The organism is Cellulosimicrobium sp. XJ-DQ-B-000, from assembly GCF_031119065.1.
Taxonomy (GTDB): domain Bacteria; phylum Actinomycetota; class Actinomycetes; order Actinomycetales; family Cellulomonadaceae; genus Cellulosimicrobium; species Cellulosimicrobium funkei.
In genome coordinates this window covers 30,669-49,937 of record NZ_JAVHYN010000009.1, presented here as the reverse complement: position 1 = coordinate 49,937, position 19,269 = coordinate 30,669, and the positions used below count along the sequence as shown (strand labels likewise).

13 protein-coding genes are annotated in these 19,269 nt (G+C 69.8%); all 13 read left to right on the top strand.

The genetic code is table 11. The annotated features are described in order from the left end of the window. The first annotated feature begins 11 nt into the window (after positions 1-11). The 13 genes from RDI86_RS12910 (at position 12) to rplW (ending at position 19,241) form a co-directional block, all read left to right on the top strand. A complete protein-coding gene (locus tag RDI86_RS12910) occupies positions 12-2,582 on the top strand; it encodes a CHAT domain-containing protein (protein ID WP_308821536.1) in 2,571 nt (856 codons plus the stop codon). Between the two features lie 268 nt (positions 2,583-2,850). Next, on the top strand, positions 2,851-3,381 hold the full coding sequence (rplJ, locus tag RDI86_RS12905) for a 50S ribosomal protein L10 (RefSeq protein WP_024840304.1): 531 nt from the start codon (positions 2,851-2,853) through the stop codon (positions 3,379-3,381). Between the two features lie 114 nt (positions 3,382-3,495). Next, a complete protein-coding gene (rplL, locus tag RDI86_RS12900; RefSeq protein WP_021483444.1) occupies positions 3,496-3,885 on the top strand; it encodes a 50S ribosomal protein L7/L12 in 390 nt (129 codons plus the stop codon). 538 nt (positions 3,886-4,423) lie between these two features. Further along, on the top strand, positions 4,424-7,936 hold the full coding sequence (rpoB, locus tag RDI86_RS12895; protein ID WP_308821535.1) for a DNA-directed RNA polymerase subunit beta: 3,513 nt from the start codon (positions 4,424-4,426) through the stop codon (positions 7,934-7,936). A 116-nt stretch (positions 7,937-8,052) separates the two neighbouring features. Then, positions 8,053-11,934: a DNA-directed RNA polymerase subunit beta' gene (locus RDI86_RS12890; protein ID WP_021479868.1), complete on the top strand. Its 3,882-nt coding sequence runs from the start codon at positions 8,053-8,055 to the stop codon at positions 11,932-11,934. A gap of 456 nt (positions 11,935-12,390) precedes the next feature. Next, positions 12,391-12,765, top strand: coding sequence for a 30S ribosomal protein S12 (gene rpsL, locus RDI86_RS12885; RefSeq protein WP_021479869.1), 375 nt, complete (start codon positions 12,391-12,393; stop codon positions 12,763-12,765). After that, entirely contained in the window at positions 12,765-13,235 is a 471-nt protein-coding gene (gene rpsG, locus RDI86_RS12880) for a 30S ribosomal protein S7 (RefSeq protein WP_021479870.1), read from the top strand. The genes rpsL and rpsG overlap by 1 nt, the downstream gene beginning before the upstream one ends. A 117-nt stretch (positions 13,236-13,352) precedes the next feature. After that, positions 13,353-15,455 (top strand): elongation factor G, encoded by a 2,103-nt coding sequence (gene fusA, locus RDI86_RS12875; protein ID WP_021479871.1) that lies wholly within the window; start codon positions 13,353-13,355, stop codon positions 15,453-15,455. A gap of 127 nt (positions 15,456-15,582) precedes the next feature. Further along, positions 15,583-16,779, top strand: coding sequence for an elongation factor Tu (gene tuf / locus RDI86_RS12870; protein WP_021479872.1), 1,197 nt, complete (start codon positions 15,583-15,585; stop codon positions 16,777-16,779). Positions 16,780-17,258: 479 nt separating this feature from the next. Beyond that, the gene (gene rpsJ, locus RDI86_RS12865) at positions 17,259-17,567 is read left to right on the top strand and encodes a 30S ribosomal protein S10 (RefSeq protein WP_012867945.1); all 309 of its coding nucleotides are present in this window, start codon (positions 17,259-17,261) and stop codon (positions 17,565-17,567) included. A 14-nt stretch (positions 17,568-17,581) separates the two neighbouring features. After that, on the top strand, positions 17,582-18,244 hold the full coding sequence (rplC, locus tag RDI86_RS12860; protein ID WP_021479874.1) for a 50S ribosomal protein L3: 663 nt from the start codon (positions 17,582-17,584) through the stop codon (positions 18,242-18,244). A 5-nt stretch (positions 18,245-18,249) separates the two neighbouring features. Continuing rightward, on the top strand, positions 18,250-18,954 hold the full coding sequence (gene rplD, locus RDI86_RS12855) for a 50S ribosomal protein L4 (protein ID WP_034654917.1): 705 nt from the start codon (positions 18,250-18,252) through the stop codon (positions 18,952-18,954). Then, positions 18,951-19,241 (top strand): 50S ribosomal protein L23, encoded by a 291-nt coding sequence (rplW, locus tag RDI86_RS12850; RefSeq protein WP_021479876.1) that lies wholly within the window; start codon positions 18,951-18,953, stop codon positions 19,239-19,241. The genes rplD and rplW overlap by 4 nt, the downstream gene beginning before the upstream one ends. The last annotated feature ends 28 nt before the right edge of the window (positions 19,242-19,269 follow it).

Below are 19,269 nucleotides of genomic sequence, written 5' to 3'. Positions count from 1 at the left end.
GGTGATGAACGGTGGTGCGCAGCGGCCGGGAGGTGCTCGAGGCCCGGCTGGCCGCTGCGCAGGCCGTGAACGCGCGCGGCCAGCACCGGCGCGCGAGCCGCGCGTTCGCGCAGATCGTCCAGGACGTCGACGCCGCGGGCGAGGACGCGAGCCGGGACGACGCCTACCTGGCCGCGCGCGCCCTGCTGGGGCTCGCGCTCGCCGAGTTCGAGCTGACGGGCGACGTCGACGGCGCCTACGAACGGCTCGCCGAGGTCGAGGCGCGCGGTGCCGCGCTGGCCATGCGCGACCTGGCCCTCGTCGTGCGGTCGCAGCGCGGGCTCCTGCGGCTGCGGACCGGCGACGTCTCCGCCGCGCTGGACGAGCTGGAGACGGCGGCCGAGGTCATCGACGACGCGCGCCCCCTCGACGCGGCCGTCCTGCTGCTCAACCTCGGCTCCCTGCGCCTCGAGCTGGGCGACGCCGAGGGGGCGAGCCGCGACCTCGACGACGCCGTCCACCGGGCCACCGCGCTCGGGGACGAGCTCCTGGTGTCCAAGGCCCGGCACAACCTCGGGTACGCGGAGTACCTGCGCGGCGACCTGCCGGTCGCCCTGCGCGCCATGGACGAGGCCGCGGCGCAGGCGCCGGACCGGCACGCCGCCGTCGGGCTCATCGACCGCGCGCAGGTGCTGCTCGACGCCGGCCTGCTCACGGAGGCGGACGAGGCGCTGAGCGAGGCGCGCGAGCACCTCTCCCGCTACCGCATGCTGCGCGACCTCGCAGAGGTCGAGCTGGTCCGGTCGCGCGTCGTGCTCGGCCTGCGGCGGTACGCCGAGGCGCGGCGCCTCGCGCGCTCGGCGTCGCGCCGGTTCGACCGCCTCGGCAACAGGCCGTGGGTGCTGCGCGCCCGCGTCGCGGAGCTCCAGGCGGCGCTCACCGAGCACCGCGCGACACCCGTGGGCCCGGCGCGCGCCCGTCGGCACGCGACCTGGGCGCTCGACCTCGCGCACGACGGTGAGACCCTGGGCAGCGTCTCGGGTCTCGGGATCACGGTCCCCGCGCGACTCCTCGCCGTCGAGTGGCTCGTGTCCGCGGGCGACGTGCGCGGGGCGCAGGAGGTCTTGCGGGCCGTGCCCCCGCGGCTCGGCCGCGCACCGCTCCCCGTCCGGCTCCAGCACGAGGCGGTCCTCGCGCAGCTCGCGTTCGTGGCGGGCGACCGGCGCGCCGGCGTCCGCGCCGTGCGGCGCGGCCAGGCGGCGCTCGCGGACCACCGGGCGCGGCTGGGGTCCGTGGACGCGGTGACGGCGTCCGCGGTGCACGGCGTGCGGCTCGGCAACGTCGACGTCGAGGCCGCGCTGCGCACCCGGCGCCCCGGGACGATCTTCGACGCCGTGGAGCGTGGCCGGGCGGCGTTCGCCGGGACGGGCCGCGTGCGCCCGCCGGCGGACCCGGTCCTCGCGGACCTCCTCGCCGCCGCCCGGCGCGAGGTCGAGGCGGCCCGCGCGCTGGGGGCGCCCTCGGACGCGGCCAGCCTCGCGCGCCGGCAGGACCACCTCCAGGCGGCGCGGCGCCTCCAGGACGACGCACGACGGCGCTCCTGGCAGCACGGGGGAGGGGCCGCGGCCCCGGTCCCCGCGTCGGAGCGGCGGCTGCGCGCCACGCTGGCCGACGCCGGGTCCGACGCGGTCGTGGCCGACCTCATGCTGGACGGCGACGACGTGCTCGCCGTCCGCGTCAGTGCCCGGGGTTCCCGGCTCGTGCGCCTCGCGTCGCGCGCAGCGGTCGCCGAGCAGGTGCGCCGTGCGCGCGCGGACTTCGCGGTCCTGTCGAACGTGCTCATCCCGGTCCCCATGCGCGAGGCCGCCGTCGGCTCGCTGTCCCGGACGCTGGCCGCGCTCGACGACGCGCTCGTCGTCCCGCTCGAGGCGGACGGCGACCTCCACGTCGCTGCCCGCGACCTGCTGCTCGCGCTGCCGTGGGCCTCGCTGCCCTCGCGGCGCGGGCTGCGCACGTGGGCGAACTCGTGGGTGGACCTGCGCGACGGCGAGCCGGTGCGCCGGACGGACGAGGCGCTCGTCGTCGCCGGACCGGGCCTGCGCTTCTCCGGCGCGGAGGCGAAGCTCGTCGCGTCCGTCTGGGAGGGGGCCGAGGCGCTCGCGGGGGAGGAGGCGACGTGCGAGGCCGTCGTCGACGGGCTGCGCACCGCGGGGGTCGTGCACCTGGCCGCGCACGGCACGCACGAGACCGACAACCCGTTGTTCTCGTCGCTGCGGCTCGCCGACGGCCCGCTGTTCGCGCACGAGCTCGACGGCACCGACCTGCACGGTGTGGTCGTCGTGCTGTCGGCGTGCGAGGTGGGGCTCTCGACGCCGCGCATCGGTGGCGAGTCGCTCGGCCTGACGAGCGTCCTGCTGCGGCTCGGCGCCCGCGCGGTGATCGCGAGCGTGGCCCCGCTGCGCGACGACGTCGCGGCGCGCGTCATGCCGTCGCTCCACGCCGAGCTGCGCGACGGCGCCATGCCGGGGACGGCGCTCGCCCGGGCCGTGGCCGACGAGCCCGAGCCGGTACCGCTGGTCTGCTTCGGCCCGCTGGTGCTCTGACGGCACGGCCCGTGGTTTGGAGCACGCGCCGTCGTCCCGTACGATGAGCGTGTACCCAAGACCGCCGGTCGTCCGACGCTGCCCGCAGACTCCGTCTGCAGGACGTGACGGACCGAAGTCCCGCCCACGAGGCGGAGGCCAGCGCAGGTAGCGAATCGACGACGTCCGCCCGGCCCCGCCGCGCGTGCGACTGCGAGCCCCGCGCCTGCGCGGGGCTCTTTCTCGTTCCGGGACGGACGCCGGTGGTACCACCACCGGAAGGATTGCCATGGCGAGGCCGGACAAGGCAGCCGCAGTCGCCGAGATCTCGGAGAAGTTCCGTGACTCGAACGCTGCCGTGCTGACCGAGTACCGCGGGCTCACCGTCGCGCAGCTCAAGCAGCTGCGTCGGTCGCTCAGCGGCAACGCAACCTACGCCGTGGTGAAGAACACGCTGACCGCTATCGCGGCCAAGGAGGCCGGTGTCGAGGGACTCGACGCCGACCTGCAGGGCCCGTCGGCAATCGCCTTCGTCACCGGGGACCCGGTCGAGGCAGCCAAGGGTCTGCGTGACTTCGCCAAGGCGAACCCCGCGCTGGTCATCAAGGGCGGTGTCCTCGACGGGCGCCCCCTGACCGCCGCGGAGGTCACGAAGCTCGCGGACCTCGAGTCCCGTGAGGTCCTGCTGGCCAAGGCGGCCGGCGCGATGAAGGCCAAGCTCTTCCAGGCTGCCTACGTCTTCACCGCGAACACCGCCCAGGCCGCCCGCGTCATCGATGCCCTGCGTCAGAAGCAGGAATCGGAGGGCGCTGCCGCCTGATCCCGCGCCCGGGGCACGCCCCGGTCTCGTGATCCACGCAGCGCAAGCACACACCCCGCTTCTGGCAGGCCCGCACCGGGCCGCTGCCGAGCACCGACCGAAAGGAACGCCATCATGGCGAAGCTCAGCACCGACGAGCTCATCGAGCAGTTCAAGGAGCTCACCCTCATCGAGCTCAACGAGTTCGTGAAGGCCTTCGAGGAGACCTTCGAGGTCACCGCCGCCGCCCCCGCCGCCGTCGCGGTCGCCGCCCCCGCGGGTGGCTCGGGCGACGCCCCGGCCGAGGAGGAGAAGGACGAGTTCGACGTCATCCTCGAGGCTGCCGGCGACAAGAAGATCCAGGTCATCAAGGAGGTGCGCGCGCTCACGTCCCTCGGCCTGAAGGAGGCCAAGGACCTCGTGGACGGTGCCCCGAAGCCGGTCCTGGAGGGCGCGAACAAGGAGACGGCCGAGAAGGCCAAGGCTGCCCTCGAGGGCGCCGGCGCCACGGTCACCCTCAAGTGATCGCACCGGTCCCGTCCTGACGGGACCGGTCGCACGCCGCACGAGGCCCGCACCCCGCCCGGGGTGCGGGCCTCGTCGTTCTCCGGGGGCGGCGCCGGGCGGGCAGGAGGGCCCGGGGGCGGCCCCGCGGCGTCGCGCGGCGTCCTGGGGGGCGACCGGGATCCGACGGCGTCGGCGCACCGGCTTCACGGAACGGCCACGAGTGTGCCACCATGTGCGGGTCGACGACGCAGGACAGCGAGGTCGACAGCAGCAGGTTCAGGGCCCGCACGGCGGGCCGGAGGACGGGCGACGAGGCCCGTGCGAGTACCGGCGAGGCGCGCAGCGCCCGGGACCGGGCGGGGGAGTGTGCCCCGAGGTTGTGTGGCGACGCCTTCTTGGGGTATGCTCACGCTTTGCGCTGTCCTGTGCCCCCGATCTCATATACCCCCGACCCCCTCGACGACGTACGTGCGCGTCCGCGAGGTGTCGTGGCGGCGGTGATCGTGTCCAGCCCGGCCGGTGCAGCGTTCTTTCGATCTGCAGGGAAGGACCCCTCTTGGCTGCCTCGCGCACCCCTTCTGCTCCGTCCGCCGACGCCATCGCGAACCGCACCGCATCGCGTCGCCTCTCCTTCGCCAAGATCTTCGAGCCGCTCGAGGTCCCCGACCTGCTGGGCCTCCAGACCGAGAGCTTCGACTGGCTGCTCGGCAACGAGGCGTGGCAGGCGCGCGTCGCCGCCGCGGCCGAGGCCGGGCGCCAGGACGTGCCCTCGACGTCGGGTCTCGAGGAGATCTTCGAGGAGATCTCCCCGATCGAGGACTTCGGGTCCTCGATGTCGCTGTCGTTCTCCAACCACCGCTTCGAGCCGCCGAAGTACACGGCCGACGAGTGCAAGGAGAAGGACTTCACGTACGCCGCGCCGCTGTTCGTCACCGCGGAGTTCGTCAACTACAACACCGGTGAGATCAAGAGCCAGACGGTCTTCATGGGCGACTTCCCGCTCATGACCGAGCGCGGCACGTTCATCATCAACGGCACCGAGCGCGTCGTCGTCTCGCAGCTCGTCCGCTCGCCCGGCGTCTACTTCGAGCGCGCCGCCGACAAGACGAGCGACAAGGACATCTTCTCAGCGAAGATCATCCCGTCGCGCGGTGCCTGGCTCGAGTTCGAGATCGACAAGCGCGACGCCGTCGGCGTGCGCGTCGACCGCAAGCGCAAGCAGTCCGTGACCGTGCTGCTCAAGGCGCTCGGCCTCACGGAGTCCGAGATCCGCGAGCAGTTCGCGGACTTCCCCTCCGTGCTCGACACGCTCGAGAAGGACCACGTCCACACGCAGGACGAGGCGCTCGTCGACCTCTACCGCAAGATCCGCCCGGGCGAGCCGCCGACGGTCGAGGCCGGCCGCGCGCTCCTCGAGAACTTCTACTTCAACCCGAAGCGCTACGACCTCGCGAAGGTCGGCCGCTACAAGGCGAACAAGAAGCTCGGCATCGACGCGCCGCTCAGCGACTCCACGCTGTCGGTCTCGGACGTCGTCGCGACGATCAAGTACCTCGCGGCGCTGCACGCGGACCACGCGAGCATCCCGGGCACCCGCAACGGCGAGGCCGTCGAGGTGCGCGTCGAGACGGACGACATCGACCACTTCGGCAACCGCCGCATCCGCGCCGTCGGCGAGCTCATCCAGAACCAGGTCCGCACGGGCCTGTCGCGGATGGAGCGCGTCGTGCGCGAGCGCATGACGACGCAGGACGTCGAGGCGATCACGCCGCAGACGCTCATCAACATCCGCCCGGTCGTGGCGTCCATCCGCGAGTTCTTCGGCACGTCGCAGCTCTCGCAGTTCATGGACCAGAACAACCCGCTCGCGGGCCTGACGCACAAGCGTCGTCTCTCGGCCCTCGGCCCGGGTGGTCTCTCGCGCGACCGCGCCGGCATGGAGGTCCGTGACGTCCACCCGTCGCACTACGGCCGCATGTGCCCGATCGAGACCCCTGAGGGTCCGAACATCGGTCTGATCGGCTCGCTCGCGTCGTACGGGCGCATCAACCCGTTCGGCTTCATCGAGACGCCGTACCGCAAGGTGACGGCGGGCAAGGTGACCGACGAGGTCGTCTACCTCACGGCCGACGACGAGGACCGCCACGTCATCGCGCAGGCGAACCAGACGCTCAACGCCGACGGCTCCTTCGCGGACGAGCGCGTGCTCGTGCGCACCAAGGGCGGCGAGGTCGAGATCGTCCCCGGCGCGCAGGTCGACTACATGGACGTCTCGCCGCGCCAGATGGTCTCGGTCGCGACGGCGCTCATCCCGTTCCTCGAGCACGACGACGCGAACCGCGCCCTCATGGGCGCGAACATGCAGCGCCAGGCCGTGCCGCTGGTCCGCTCCGAGGCCCCGCTCGTCGGGACCGGCATGGAGTGGCGCGCGGCCGTCGACGCGGGCGACGTCGTCGTCGCGACGAAGCCCGGTGTCGTCACCGAGGTCTCGGCCGACCTCGTGCTCGTCGCGAACGACGACGGCACGACCGGCAGCTACCGGATCGCGAAGTTCCGCCGCTCGAACCAGGGCACGAGCTACAACCAGCGCGTGCTCGTCGACGAGGGCCAGCGCGTCGAGCCCGGCTCCGTCCTCGCGGACGGCCCGGCGACCGACGAGGGCGAGCTCGCGCTCGGCCGCAACCTCCTCGTGGCGTTCATGTCGTGGGAGGGCCACAACTACGAGGACGCGATCATCCTCAGCCAGCGTCTCGTGCAGGACGACGTGCTCTCCTCGATCCACATCGAGGAGCACGAGGTCGACGCGCGCGACACCAAGCTCGGCCCCGAGGAGATCACGCGGGACATCCCGAACGTCTCCGAGGACGTCCTGGCGGACCTCGACGAGCGCGGCATCATCCGCATCGGTGCCGAGGTCGGCGCGGGCGACGTCCTGGTCGGCAAGGTCACGCCGAAGGGCGAGACCGAGCTGACCCCGGAGGAGCGCCTCCTGCGCGCGATCTTCGGCGAGAAGGCGCGCGAGGTGCGCGACACGTCCCTCAAGGTGCCCCACGGCGAGTCCGGCACGGTCATCGGCGTGCGCGAGTTCAACCGCGAGGACGGCGACGAGCTGCCCGCGGGCGTGAACCAGCTCGTGCGCGTCTACATCGCGCAGCGCCGCAAGATCACGGACGGCGACAAGCTCGCCGGCCGTCACGGCAACAAGGGCGTCATCTCCAAGATCCTGCCCGTCGAGGACATGCCGTTCCTCGAGGACGGGACGCCGGTCGACGTCGTCCTCAACCCGCTGGGCGTCCCCGGTCGTATGAACGTGGGCCAGGTCCTCGAGACCCACCTCGGGTGGGTCGCGAAGCAGGGCTGGGACATCTCGCTCGCCGACGGCAAGGACCTCTCCTGGAAGGAGAACGTCCCCGAGATCGCCGCGACGTCCGAGCCGGGCCGTCCCGTCGCCACCCCGGTGTTCGACGGCGTCCACGAGGACGCGCTCACGGGCCTGCTCTCGACGACGATCCCGAACCGCGACGGCGACCGCATGGTCGGCGCCGACGGCAAGGCGCGCCTCTTCGACGGCCGCTCCGGCGAGCCGTTCCCCGAGGCCGTGTCGGTGGGCTACATGTACATCCTCAAGCTCCACCACCTGGTCGACGACAAGATCCACGCGCGCTCGACCGGCCCGTACTCGATGATCACCCAGCAGCCGCTCGGTGGTAAGGCGCAGTTCGGCGGTCAGCGCTTCGGCGAGATGGAGGTGTGGGCCCTCGAGGCGTACGGCGCGGCCTACACGCTCCAGGAGCTCCTCACGATCAAGTCGGACGACGTGCCCGGTCGCGTCAAGGTCTACGAGGCGATCGTCAAGGGCGAGAACATCCCCGACTCGGGCATCCCGGAGTCCTTCAAGGTCCTCCTCAAGGAGATGCAGTCGCTGTGCCTGAACGTCGAGGTGCTCTCGAGCGACGGCGTGTCCATCGAGATGCGGGAGTCGGACGACGACGTGTACCGCGCAGCCGAAGAGCTCGGCATCGACCTGTCGCGCCGCCCCAACGCGGCGTCCAGCGTCGACGAGATCTGATCTCGGGCAGGTGGGAGCGGGTCACCCCGCTCCCACCGACGACCCCCACACCAACCGTCTTTTTGGCGTCGGGGCCGGCCACGGCCGGTCCCGGCAGGCGAAGGAAGTAGGACAACTTGCTCGACGTCAACGTCTTCGACGAGCTGCGTATCGGCCTGGCCACGGCCGACGACATCCGTGCGTGGTCGCACGGTGAGGTGAAGAAGCCCGAGACCATCAACTACCGCACCCTCAAGCCCGAGAAGGACGGACTCTTCTGCGAGAAGATCTTCGGCCCCACCCGGGACTGGGAGTGCTACTGCGGCAAGTACAAGCGCGTGCGCTTCAAGGGCATCATCTGCGAGCGCTGCGGCGTCGAGGTGACGCGCTCGAAGGTGCGTCGTGAGCGCATGGGCCACATCGAGCTCGCCGCGCCGGTCACGCACATCTGGTTCTTCAAGGGCGTGCCCTCGCGCCTCGGCTACCTGCTCGACCTCGCCCCGAAGGACCTCGAGAAGGTCATCTACTTCGCGGCGTACATGATCACCTCGGTCGACGAGGAGGGCCGCCAGGAGGACCTCCCGAACCTCCAGAACGAGATCGACCTGGAGAAGAAGGAGATCGCGGACGCCCGCGACAACGACATCAACTCCCGCGCCCAGAAGCTCGAGGCCGACCTGGCCGAGCTCGAGGCCGAGGGTGCCAAGGCCGACGCGCGCCGCAAGGTCCGCGACTCGGCCGAGCGCGAGATGGCGCAGATCCGCAAGCGCGCCGACGCCCAGCTCGACCGTCTCGAGCAGGTGTGGGACCGCTTCAAGAACCTCAAGGTCGCCGACCTCGAGGGCGACGAGATGCTGTACCGCGCCCTCCAGGACCGCTACGGCACCTACTTCGAGGGCTCGATGGGCGCCGCGGCGATCCAGAAGCGTCTCCAGGACTTCGACCTGGAGGCGGAGGCCGAGTCCCTGCGCGAGACCATCCGCTCGGGCAAGGGCCAGCGCAAGACGCGTGCGCTCAAGCGCCTCAAGGTCGTCAACGCGTTCCTCACCACGACGAACTCGCCCACGGGCATGGTGCTCGACGCCGTCCCGGTCATCCCGCCGGACCTGCGCCCGATGGTGCAGCTCGACGGTGGCCGCTTCGCGACGAGCGACCTCAACGACCTGTACCGCCGCGTGATCAACCGGAACAACCGCCTCAAGCGTCTCCTCGACCTGGGTGCGCCGGAGATCATCGTCAACAACGAGAAGCGGATGCTCCAGGAGGCCGTGGACTCGCTGTTCGACAACGGCCGCCGTGGTCGTCCGGTCACCGGCCCGGGCAACCGCCCGCTCAAGTCCATCTCGGACATGCTCAAGGGCAAGCAGGGTCGTTTCCGTCAGAACCTGCTCGGCAAGCGCGTCGACTACTCGGGCCGTTCGGTCATCGTCGTCGGCCCGCAGCTCAAGCTGCACCAGTGCGGCCTGCCGAAGCAGATGGCGCTCGAGCTGTTCAAGCCGTTCGTCATGAAGCGCCTCGTGGACCTCAACCACGCGCAGAACATCAAGAGCGCGAAGCGCATGGTCGAGCGTGCCCGCCCGGTCGTGTGGGACGTGCTCGAAGAGGTCATCACCGAGCACCCCGTGCTGCTCAACCGTGCACCGACGCTGCACCGCCTGGGCATCCAGGCGTTCGAGCCGCAGCTCGTCGAGGGCAAGGCGATCCACCTGCACCCGCTCGTCTGCGCCGCGTTCAACGCGGACTTCGACGGTGACCAGATGGCCGTCCACCTGCCCCTGAGCGCCGAGGCGCAGGCCGAGGCCCGCATCCTCATGCTCTCGAGCAACAACATCCTCAAGCCGTCGGACGGCCGTCCGGTGACCATGCCCTCGCAGGACATGATCATCGGTCTGTACCACCTGACGAGCGACCGCGAGGGTGCCGAGGGCGAGGGTCGTGCGTTCGGCTCCGTGGCCGAGGCGATCATGGCGTTCGACCAGGGCACGCTGGACCTCAACGCCCGGGTGAAGATCCGCACCACGGACCTCGTCCCGCCGGTCTCCGGCTTCGAGGCTCCCGAGGGCTGGGAGGAGGGTCAGCCGATCCTCTTCGACACCACGCTCGGTCGCGCGCTGTTCAACGAGACGCTCCCCGTCGACTACCCGTACGTGAACTCGGTCGTCGACAAGAAGCGCCTCTCGGCGATCGTCAACGAGCTCGCGGAGCGCTACCCGAAGGTCGAGGTCGCGGCGTCGCTCGACGCGCTGAAGGCCGCCGGCTTCCGCTGGGCGACCCGCTCGGGCGTCACGATCGCGATCTCCGACGTGGCGACGCCCAAGGAGAAGGCCGTCATCCTCGAGCAGCACGAGGAGCGCGCGCTCAAGGTCCAGCAGCAGTACGACCGTGGTCTCATCACGGACGACGAGCGCCGTCAGGAGCTCATCGAGATCTGGACCCAGGCGACGGACAAGGTCGCGTCGGTCATGCGCGAGAACCTCGAGGCGAACGACCGCAACACCGTGTACCGCATGGTCGGCTCGGGTGCGCGCGGTAACTGGATGCAGGTCCGTCAGATCGCCGGTATGCGCGGTCTCGTGGCGAACCCGAAGGGCGAGATCATCCCGCGCCCGATCAAGTCCAACTACCGCGAGGGCCTGTCCGTCCTCGAGTACTTCATCGCGACGCACGGTGCCCGCAAGGGTCTGGCGGACACCGCGCTGCGGACCGCCGACTCGGGCTACCTCACGCGTCGTCTCGTGGACGTGTCGCAGGACGTCATCGTCCGCGAGGAGGACTGCGGCACCGAGCGCGGCCTGACCCTGCCGATCGCCGAGGAGCTCGCGGGCAAGCTCGTGCGCCACCCGAAGGTGGAGACGAGCGTCTACTCGCGCACCCTCGCGGCCGACCTGGTCGACCCCGACGGGAACGTCGTCGGCAAGGCCGGCGACGACGCGGGCGACGTCCTCATCGACGCCGCGGTCACCGCGGGCGTCCGCGAGGCCAAGGTCCGCTCGGTCCTCACGTGCGAGTCGCGCGTCGGCACGTGCGCCAAGTGCTACGGGCGCTCGCTCGCCACGGGCAAGCTCGTCGACATCGGCGAGGCGGTCGGCATCATCGCCGCCCAGTCGATCGGTGAGCCGGGCACGCAGCTGACGATGCGTACCTTCCACACCGGTGGTGTCGCCTCCGCGGACGACATCACGCAGGGTCTGCCGCGTGTCACGGAGCTCTTCGAGGCCCGCACCCCCAAGGGTGAGGCGCCCATCGCGGAGTTCTCGGGCCGCATCGCGATCGACGACTCGGAGCGCTCGCGCCGTCTGGTGCTCACGCCGGACGACGGCTCGGAGGAGATCGCCTACCCGGTGACGAAGCGTGCCCGCCTGCTCGTGCAGGACGGCGACCACGTCAACGTCGGCACGCAGCTCGTCCAGGGTGCGGTGGACCCGAAGAAGGTCCTGCGCATCCTCGGCCCGCGCGCCACGCAGAAGCACCTGGTGGACGAGGTCCAGGAGGTCTACCGCTCGCAGGGCGTGGACATCCACGACAAGCACATCGAGGTCATCGTGCGGCAGATGCTGCGTCGTGTGACCGTGCTCGACTCCGGCGACTCGCACCTCCTGCCGGGCGAGCTCGCCGAGCGCGGCCGCTTCGAGGACGCGAACCGTCGCGCGGTGGCGGAGGGTGGCCAGCCGGCCTCCGGCCGTCCCGAGCTGATGGGCATCACGAAGGCGTCGCTCGCGACGGACTCGTGGCTCTCGGCCGCGTCGTTCCAGGAGACGACGCGCGTGCTCACCGAGGCGTCGATGAGCGGTCGTCGTGACCCGCTCCTCGGCCTCAAGGAGAACGTCATCATCGGTAAGCTCATCCCGGCCGGTACCGGCCTTCCCCGGTACACCAAGGTCCAGGTCGAGCCGACCGAGCAGGCCAAGACGGAGCTCTACCCGAGCTTCGGCTACGACGAGATCGACTTCCCGGCGCTCGGCATGGGCTCCGGCGAGGCGATCCCGCTCGAGGACCTGGACTTCGGCGACTACCGCTGACGTCCCACGACGGGTGCCCGTCGGCTGCCGCGCCTCGTGCGCGGTGGCCGGCGGGCACCCGTCGTCGTCCCTCCTGCGGGACGACGACGAGCCCGGGGGAGCGGCCGTGCTCGCGACCTGCCCCTTTGACTCCTTGCCGGGTGACAGGTAACCTGGTAAACCGTGCCCGCGCCGTCGGGCCCTCCGTGATGTCCCTGGCGGGACGGTGCGGGCGAGCGATCGTCGCACACCGCCGCGTGGCGGTCTCCGGACGGGCCGATGTGAGTGCCCGGGCACTCCGGATCCCGGTCCTGGTGGCGCGCTCGCGCCCACGGCCCGGAGCCGGACCATCGAGCCGGTGGTAGGTGGCTGCTGCAGCGTCTCTCGCGCTGCGGGTGCCTCGTGCGATCGGCTCCAGCAGCCAGCACGACCACCATCGGGGATAGCCCCGGTAGCTCGAGAAGACACGGAGACGTAGTGCCTACGATCCAGCAGCTCGTCCGCAAGGGGCGGACCTCGAAGGTGGGGAAGTCCAAGACTCCCGCCCTCAAGGGCTCCCCGCAGCGGCGCGGTGTGTGCACGCGCGTGTACACCACCACCCCGAAGAAGCCGAACTCCGCGCTGCGCAAGGTCGCTCGCGTGAAGCTCTCCTCCCAGGTCGAGGTCACGGCCTACATCCCCGGCGTCGGCCACAACCTCCAGGAGCACTCCATCGTGCTCGTGCGCGGCGGTCGTGTGAAGGACCTCCCGGGTGTGCGCTACAAGATCGTGCGCGGCGCGCTCGACACGCAGGGCGTGAAGAACCGCAAGCAGGCCCGCAGCCGCTACGGCGCCAAGAAGGAGAAGAGCTGATGCCTCGCAAGGGCCCGGCCCCGAAGCGGCCGCTCATCGTCGACCCGGTCTACGGGTCTCCCGTCGTCACGCAGCTCATCAACAAGGTGCTGCTCGACGGCAAGAAGTCCACCGCCGAGTCGATCGTCTACGGCGCCCTCGAGGGCGTCCGGGCGAAGACGGACGGCGACCCGGTCGTCGTGCTCAAGCGCGCGCTCGAGAACGTCCGCCCGGCGCTCGAGGTCCGCTCGCGCCGCGTCGGTGGTGCGACCTACCAGGTCCCGGTCGAGGTGCGCCCGGCGCGTGCGACGACCCTCGCGCTGCGCTGGCTCACGGACTACTCGCGCGCCCGTCGCGAGAAGACCATGACGGAGCGCCTCATGAACGAGATCCTCGACGCCAGCAACGGCCTCGGCGCCGCGGTCAAGCGCCGCGAGGACATGCACAAGATGGCGGAGTCCAACAAGGCCTTCGCCCACTACCGCTGGTAGTCCGCACGACGGGCCCCGGGGACCGGAGCGTCCCCGGGGCTGTCGGCGGGTCCGAGGCCGGTCATCCCGGTCCGAGCAGCGCCCCCGACTCAACCCATCTAACGAGGGAAGCAGACCGTGGCACTTGACGTGCTGACCGACCTGAGCAAGGTCCGCAACATCGGCATCATGGCCCACATCGATGCCGGGAAGACCACGACCACCGAGCGCATCCTGTTCTACACGGGTGTGAACTACAAGCTCGGCGAGACGCACGACGGCGCGTCCACGACCGACTGGATGGAGCAGGAGAAGGAGCGCGGCATCACGATCACGTCCGCCGCCGTCTCGTGCTACTGGAACAAGAACCAGATCAACATCATCGACACGCCCGGCCACGTCGACTTCACGGTCGAGGTCGAGCGCTCCCTGCGCGTGCTCGACGGCGCCGTCGCCGTCTTCGACGGCAAGGAAGGTGTCGAGCCGCAGTCGGAGACGGTGTGGCGCCAGGCGGACAAGTACAACGTCCCCCGCATCTGCTTCGTCAACAAGATGGACAAGCTCGGCGCGGACTTCTACTTCACCGTCGACACGATCATCAACCGCCTCAAGGCGAAGCCGCTGGTCATCCAGCTCCCGATCGGGGCCGAGAGCGACTTCACCGGTGTCGTGGACCTGCTCGAGATGAAGGCGCTCGTCTGGCACGGGGAGACCCAGCTCGGCGAGGCGTACGACACCGAGGAGATCCCCGCGGACCTGGTCGAGAAGGCCCAGCAGTACCGCAGCGAGCTCGTCGAGGCCGTCGCCGAGGCCGACGAGGAGCTGCTCGAGAAGTACCTCGGTGGCGAGGAGCTGACGATCGCCGAGCTCAAGGCCGGCATCCGCAAGCTCGTCATCGCGGGCGAGGCGTTCCCGGTCCTGTGCGGCTCCGCGTTCAAGAACAAGGGCGTCCAGCCCATGCTCGACGCGGTCATCGACTACCTGCCGTCGCCCCTCGACGTGCCGGCCATCGACGGTCACGACCCGAAGGACGAGGAGAAGGTCATCCAGCGTCACCCCGACGCCTCGGAGCCGTTCTCCGCGCTCGCCTTCAAGGTCGCGGCGCACCCGTTCTTCGGCAAGCTCACCTACGTGCGCGTGTACTCCGGTCGTGTCGAGCCCGGCCAGCAGGTCGCCAACTCGACCAAGGGGAAGAAGGAGCGCGTCGGCAAGATCTTCCAGATGCACTCCAACAAGGAGAACCCGGTCGACGAGGCGAGCGCCGGTCACATCTACGCGGTCATCGGCCTCAAGGACACCACGACCGGTGACACGCTGAGCGACATGGCGAACCCGGTCATCCTCGAGTCGATGAGCTTCCCCGAGCCCGTCATCGACGTGGCGATCGAGCCGAAGACGAAGGCCGACCAGGAGAAGCTCTCCACGGCGATCCAGAAGCTCGCCGAGGAGGACCCGACCTTCCGCGTCAAGCTGGACGACGAGACCGGCCAGACCGTCATCGGCGGCATGGGCGAGCTCCACCTCGACATCCTCGTCGACCGCATGCGTCGCGAGTTCAAGGTCGAGGCGAACGTCGGCAAGCCGCAGGTCGCGTACCGCGAGACGATCCGCCGCAAGGCCGAGAAGATCGAGTACACGCACAAGAAGCAGACCGGTGGGTCCGGGCAGTTCGCGAAGGTCCAGGTGACCTTCGAGCCGCTCGACACGTCCGAGGGCGAGCTCTACGAGTTCTCCAACGCGGTCACCGGTGGTCGCATCCCGCGCGAGTACATCCCCAGCGTCGACGCCGGCATCCAGTCCGCGATGGAGCTCGGCGTGCTCGCCGGCTTCCCGCTGGTCGGGGTGAAGGCGATCCTGCTCGACGGCGCCTACCACGAGGTCGACTCCTCGGAGATGGCGTTCAAGATCGCCGGCTCGATGGTCCTCAAGGAGGGCGTCAAGCGGGCGGACCCGGTTCTGCTGGAGCCGGTGATGGCGGTCGAGGTGCGTACGCCCGAGGAGTACATGGGCGACGTCATCGGCGACCTGAACTCACGTCGTGGAATGATCCAGTCCATGGAGGACGCGACGGGTGTGAAGGTCGTCCGGGCCCACGTACCGTTGTCAGAGATGTTCGGGTACATCGGTGACCTCCGGTCCAAGACCCAGGGTCGTGCGGTGTACTCGATGCAGTTCGACAACTACGCCGAGGTTCCTCGGAACGTTGCCGAAGAGATCATCAAGAAGACCCGGGGCGAGTGAGTCCCCACAGGTCGAAGACCCGCACAACCATCAACCTGTAGGAAACCGCAACGCCCCGCGGATGTAGGATCTCTCGGTCGACATTCGCAACGTTCGGCACATCTACCCAAGTCCCAGGAGGACCCCAGTGGCTAAGGCCAAGTTCGAGCGGACCAAGCCGCACGTCAACGTCGGCACCATCGGTCACGTCGACCACGGTAAGACGACGCTCACGGCGGCGATCTCGAAGACGCTCGCGGACACGTACCCGGACCTGCCGGCGAACACGCAGCGCAACTTCGACGAGATCGACGCGGCTCCCGAGGAGAAGCAGCGCGGTATCACGATCAACATCGCGCACATCGAGTACGAGACGCCGAAGCGCCACTACGCGCACGTCGACGCCCCGGGTCACGCCGACTACATCAAGAACATGATCACCGGTGCCGCCCAGATGGACGGCGCGATCCTGGTGGTCGCCGCGACCGACGGCCCGATGGCCCAGACGCGCGAGCACGTCCTGCTCGCCCGCCAGGTCGGCGTGCCGTACCTGCTCGTGGCGCTCAACAAGTCCGACATGGTCGACGACGAGGAGATCCTCGAGCTCGTCGAGATGGAGGTGCGCGAGCTCCTCTCCTCGCAGGAGTTCGACGGTGACAACGCGCCGGTCGTGCGCGTCTCCGGTCTCAAGGCGCTCGAGGGCGACCCCGAGTGGACCGCGAAGATCCTCGAGCTCATGGAGGCCGTGGACGAGAACGTGCCCGAGCCCGTCCGCGAGCTCGACAAGCCGTTCCTCATGCCCGTCGAGGACGTCTTCACGATCACCGGTCGTGGCACCGTCGTCACCGGCAAGGTGGAGCGTGGCACGCTCGACCTCAACTCGGACGTCGAGATCGTCGGCATCCGCTCGCCCCAGAAGACCACGGTCACGGGCATCGAGACGTTCCACAAGCAGATGGACCAGGCTCAGGCCGGCGACAACACCGGTCTGCTCCTGCGCGGCATCAAGCGCGAGGACGTCGAGCGCGGCCAGGTCGTCGTGAAGCCGGGCTCGATCACCCCGCACACGCAGTTCGAGGCGCAGGTCTACATCCTGGGCAAGGACGAGGGCGGCCGTCACAACCCGTTCTACTCGAACTACCGTCCGCAGTTCTACTTCCGCACGACGGACGTCACCGGCGTCATCACGCTGCCCGAGGGCACCGAGATGGTCATGCCCGGCGACAACACCGAGATGACGGTCGAGCTGATCCAGCCGATCGCCATGGAGGAGGGCCTCGGCTTCGCCATCCGTGAGGGTGGCCGCACCGTCGGCTCGGGCCGCGTCACCAAGATCCTCAAGTGATCTGACGCTGCCTCCGCAGCACCTCGTCGAAGGCCCGGTCCCGTCCGCGGGGCCGGGCCTTCGGCCTGCGGTCACCGTCACACCGGCGTCGCGTCGTCCCGACTTGGACGACGGCGGCTTCGTGTGGCAGACTGTTCAGGTTGCCTGTTACGGGTGCGCTCTTTCACGTGTCGAACAGTGTGTTGAACCGGTCCTCTCGCCGAGGGCCAGGACCCCGGGACTTCTCCCGGGTCTGCGGGTTGAGCTCTCTGTGTCGCCATGGATCGAGTACCCCGCGGAACACACGTTCCGACAGGCTCGCACAAACGTTGTGGTCCGGTTCGCGGAGCCGTGCGTCAGCACGGAGCCCGGCGGGAGTCCACATATCCAACGGCCCTGCGCCTCTCGGCGTGTGCGCCCAGGTGCGTCGCGACTACGCGACACGCCCGAGCGCGGGGGTCGGACAGCTAGCGGTTCGAGAGAGAGAGTCAGACGACGCCATGGCGGGACAGAAGATCCGCATCCGGCTCAAGTCCTACGACCACGAGGTCATCGACAGCTCGGCGCGCAAGATCGTCGACACGGTGACGCGCGCTGGTGCAACGGTCGTGGGTCCGGTGCCGCTGCCGACGGAGAAGAACGTCTTCTGCGTCATCCGGTCGCCTCACAAGTACAAGGACAGCCGCGAGCACTTCGAGATGCGCACGCACAAGCGGCTGATCGACATCATCGATCCCACGCCGAAGGCGGTCGACTCGCTCATGCGTCTCGACCTGCCGGCTGACGTGAACATCGAGATCAAGCTCTGAGGCTGGAGGACATCATGACTACCCCCCAGCAGAACGCGCGCCCGGTCACCGCGGTGCTCGGCACGAAGCTCGGGATGACGCAGCTCTGGGACGAGGCCGGGCGCCTCGTGCCCGTCACCGTCGTCGCGGTCGGCACGAACGTCGTGACGCAGGTGCGCACGTCGGACGCCGACGGCTACGCCGCCGTGCAGCTCGCCTACGGCCAGATCGACCCGCGCAAGGTCACGAAGCCGCTCAAGGGCCACTTCGAGAAGGCCGGCGTCACGCCGCGTCGTCACGTCGCCGAGGTCCGCACCACCGACGCCACCGAGTACTCGCTCGGCCAGGAGATCACCGCGGAGGCCTTCGAGGCCGGCGCCGTGGTCGACGTCGTGGGCACGACCAAGGGCAAGGGCACCGCCGGTGTCATGAAGCGTCACGGCTTCTCCGGCGTGGGTGCCTCCCACGGCTCGCACCGCAACCACCGCAAGCCCGGCTCGATCGGTGGGGCCTCGACCCCGTCGCGCGTCTTCAAGGGCCTGCGCATGGCCGGTCGGATGGGCAACGTCCGTCAGACCACCCAGAACCTGACCGTCCACGCGGTCGACGCCGAGAAGGGTCTGCTGCTCGTCAAGGGCGCGGTTCCCGGCCCCAAGGGCGGCGTCGTCCTCGTGCGCAGCGCCGCGAAGGGAGCGTGAACCCCATGTCCGCTCTGACCGTTGACGTGCTGGACCCCAAGGGCAAGAAGGCCGGCACCGCCGAGCTCCCCGCCGAGGTGTTCGACGTCGAGCTCAACGTCCCGCTGATCCACCAGGTCGTCGTCGCCCAGCGTGCTGCCGCACGCCAGGGCACCCACGACACCAAGTCCCGCGGCGAGGTCCGCGGTGGTGGTCGCAAGCCGTACAAGCAGAAGGGCACCGGCCGCGCCCGCCAGGGTTCGACCCGTGCGCCGCAGTTCGCCGGCGGTGGCGTCGTCCACGGCCCGACGCCGCGCTCGTACGACCAGCGGACGCCCAAGAAGATGAAGGCCGCCGCGCTCCGCGGTGCCCTCTCGGACCGCGCCCGCAACGGCCGCGTCCACGTGGTGACCGGCTTCGGCGTCGACGGCGTGCCGTCGACCAAGACCGCCGTCACGACGCTCGCCAAGCTCTCCGGGCGCAAGCACGTCCTCGTCGTCACCGAGCGTGGCGACGAGCTGACGATCAAGTCGCTGCGGAACGTCGAGCAGGTCCACCTCCTGGTGGCCGACCAGCTCAACACCTACGACGTGCTCGTCTCCGACGACGTCGTCTTCACGCAGGGCGCGCTCGACGCGTTCCTGACGGGCCCGGCCACGGGTCGCTCCGCGAAGGCCGTCGCCACCTCCACCGAGGCGGACGAGACTGCTGCCGAGGAGGCCGCGAAGTGACCACCGTGACCAAGGACCCCCGTGACGTGATCCTCGCGCCGGTCGTCTCCGAGAAGAGCTACGGCCTGCTCGACGAGGGCAAGTACACGTTCGTCGTCGACCCGCGGGCCAACAAGACCGAGATCAAGATCGCCGTCGAGCAGATCTTCTCGGTCAAGGTCGCCTCGGTGAACACGATCAACCGCAAGGGCAAGACGCGTCGCACGCGTTTCGGCCTGGGCAAGCGCAAGGACACCAAGCGTGCGATCGTCACCCTCCGCGAGGGCACGATCGACATCTTCGGCTGAGCCGACGAGAGCAGATTGAGGACAGATC

Bases quoted from the DNA above. Each gene is read 5' to 3' on its own strand.
- rplJ (WP_024840304.1), top strand. From the start codon at position 2,851: ATGGCGAGGCCGGACAAGGCAGCCGCAGTCGCCGAGATCTCGGAGAAG.
- rplL (WP_021483444.1), top strand. From the start codon at position 3,496: ATGGCGAAGCTCAGCACCGACGAGCTCATCGAGCAGTTCAAGGAGCTC.
- rpsG (WP_021479870.1), top strand. From the start codon at position 12,765: ATGCCTCGCAAGGGCCCGGCCCCGAAGCGGCCGCTCATCGTCGACCCG.
- rpsJ (WP_012867945.1), top strand. From the start codon at position 17,259: ATGGCGGGACAGAAGATCCGCATCCGGCTCAAGTCCTACGACCACGAG.
- rplC (WP_021479874.1), top strand. From the start codon at position 17,582: ATGACTACCCCCCAGCAGAACGCGCGCCCGGTCACCGCGGTGCTCGGC.
- rplD (WP_034654917.1), top strand. From the start codon at position 18,250: ATGTCCGCTCTGACCGTTGACGTGCTGGACCCCAAGGGCAAGAAGGCC.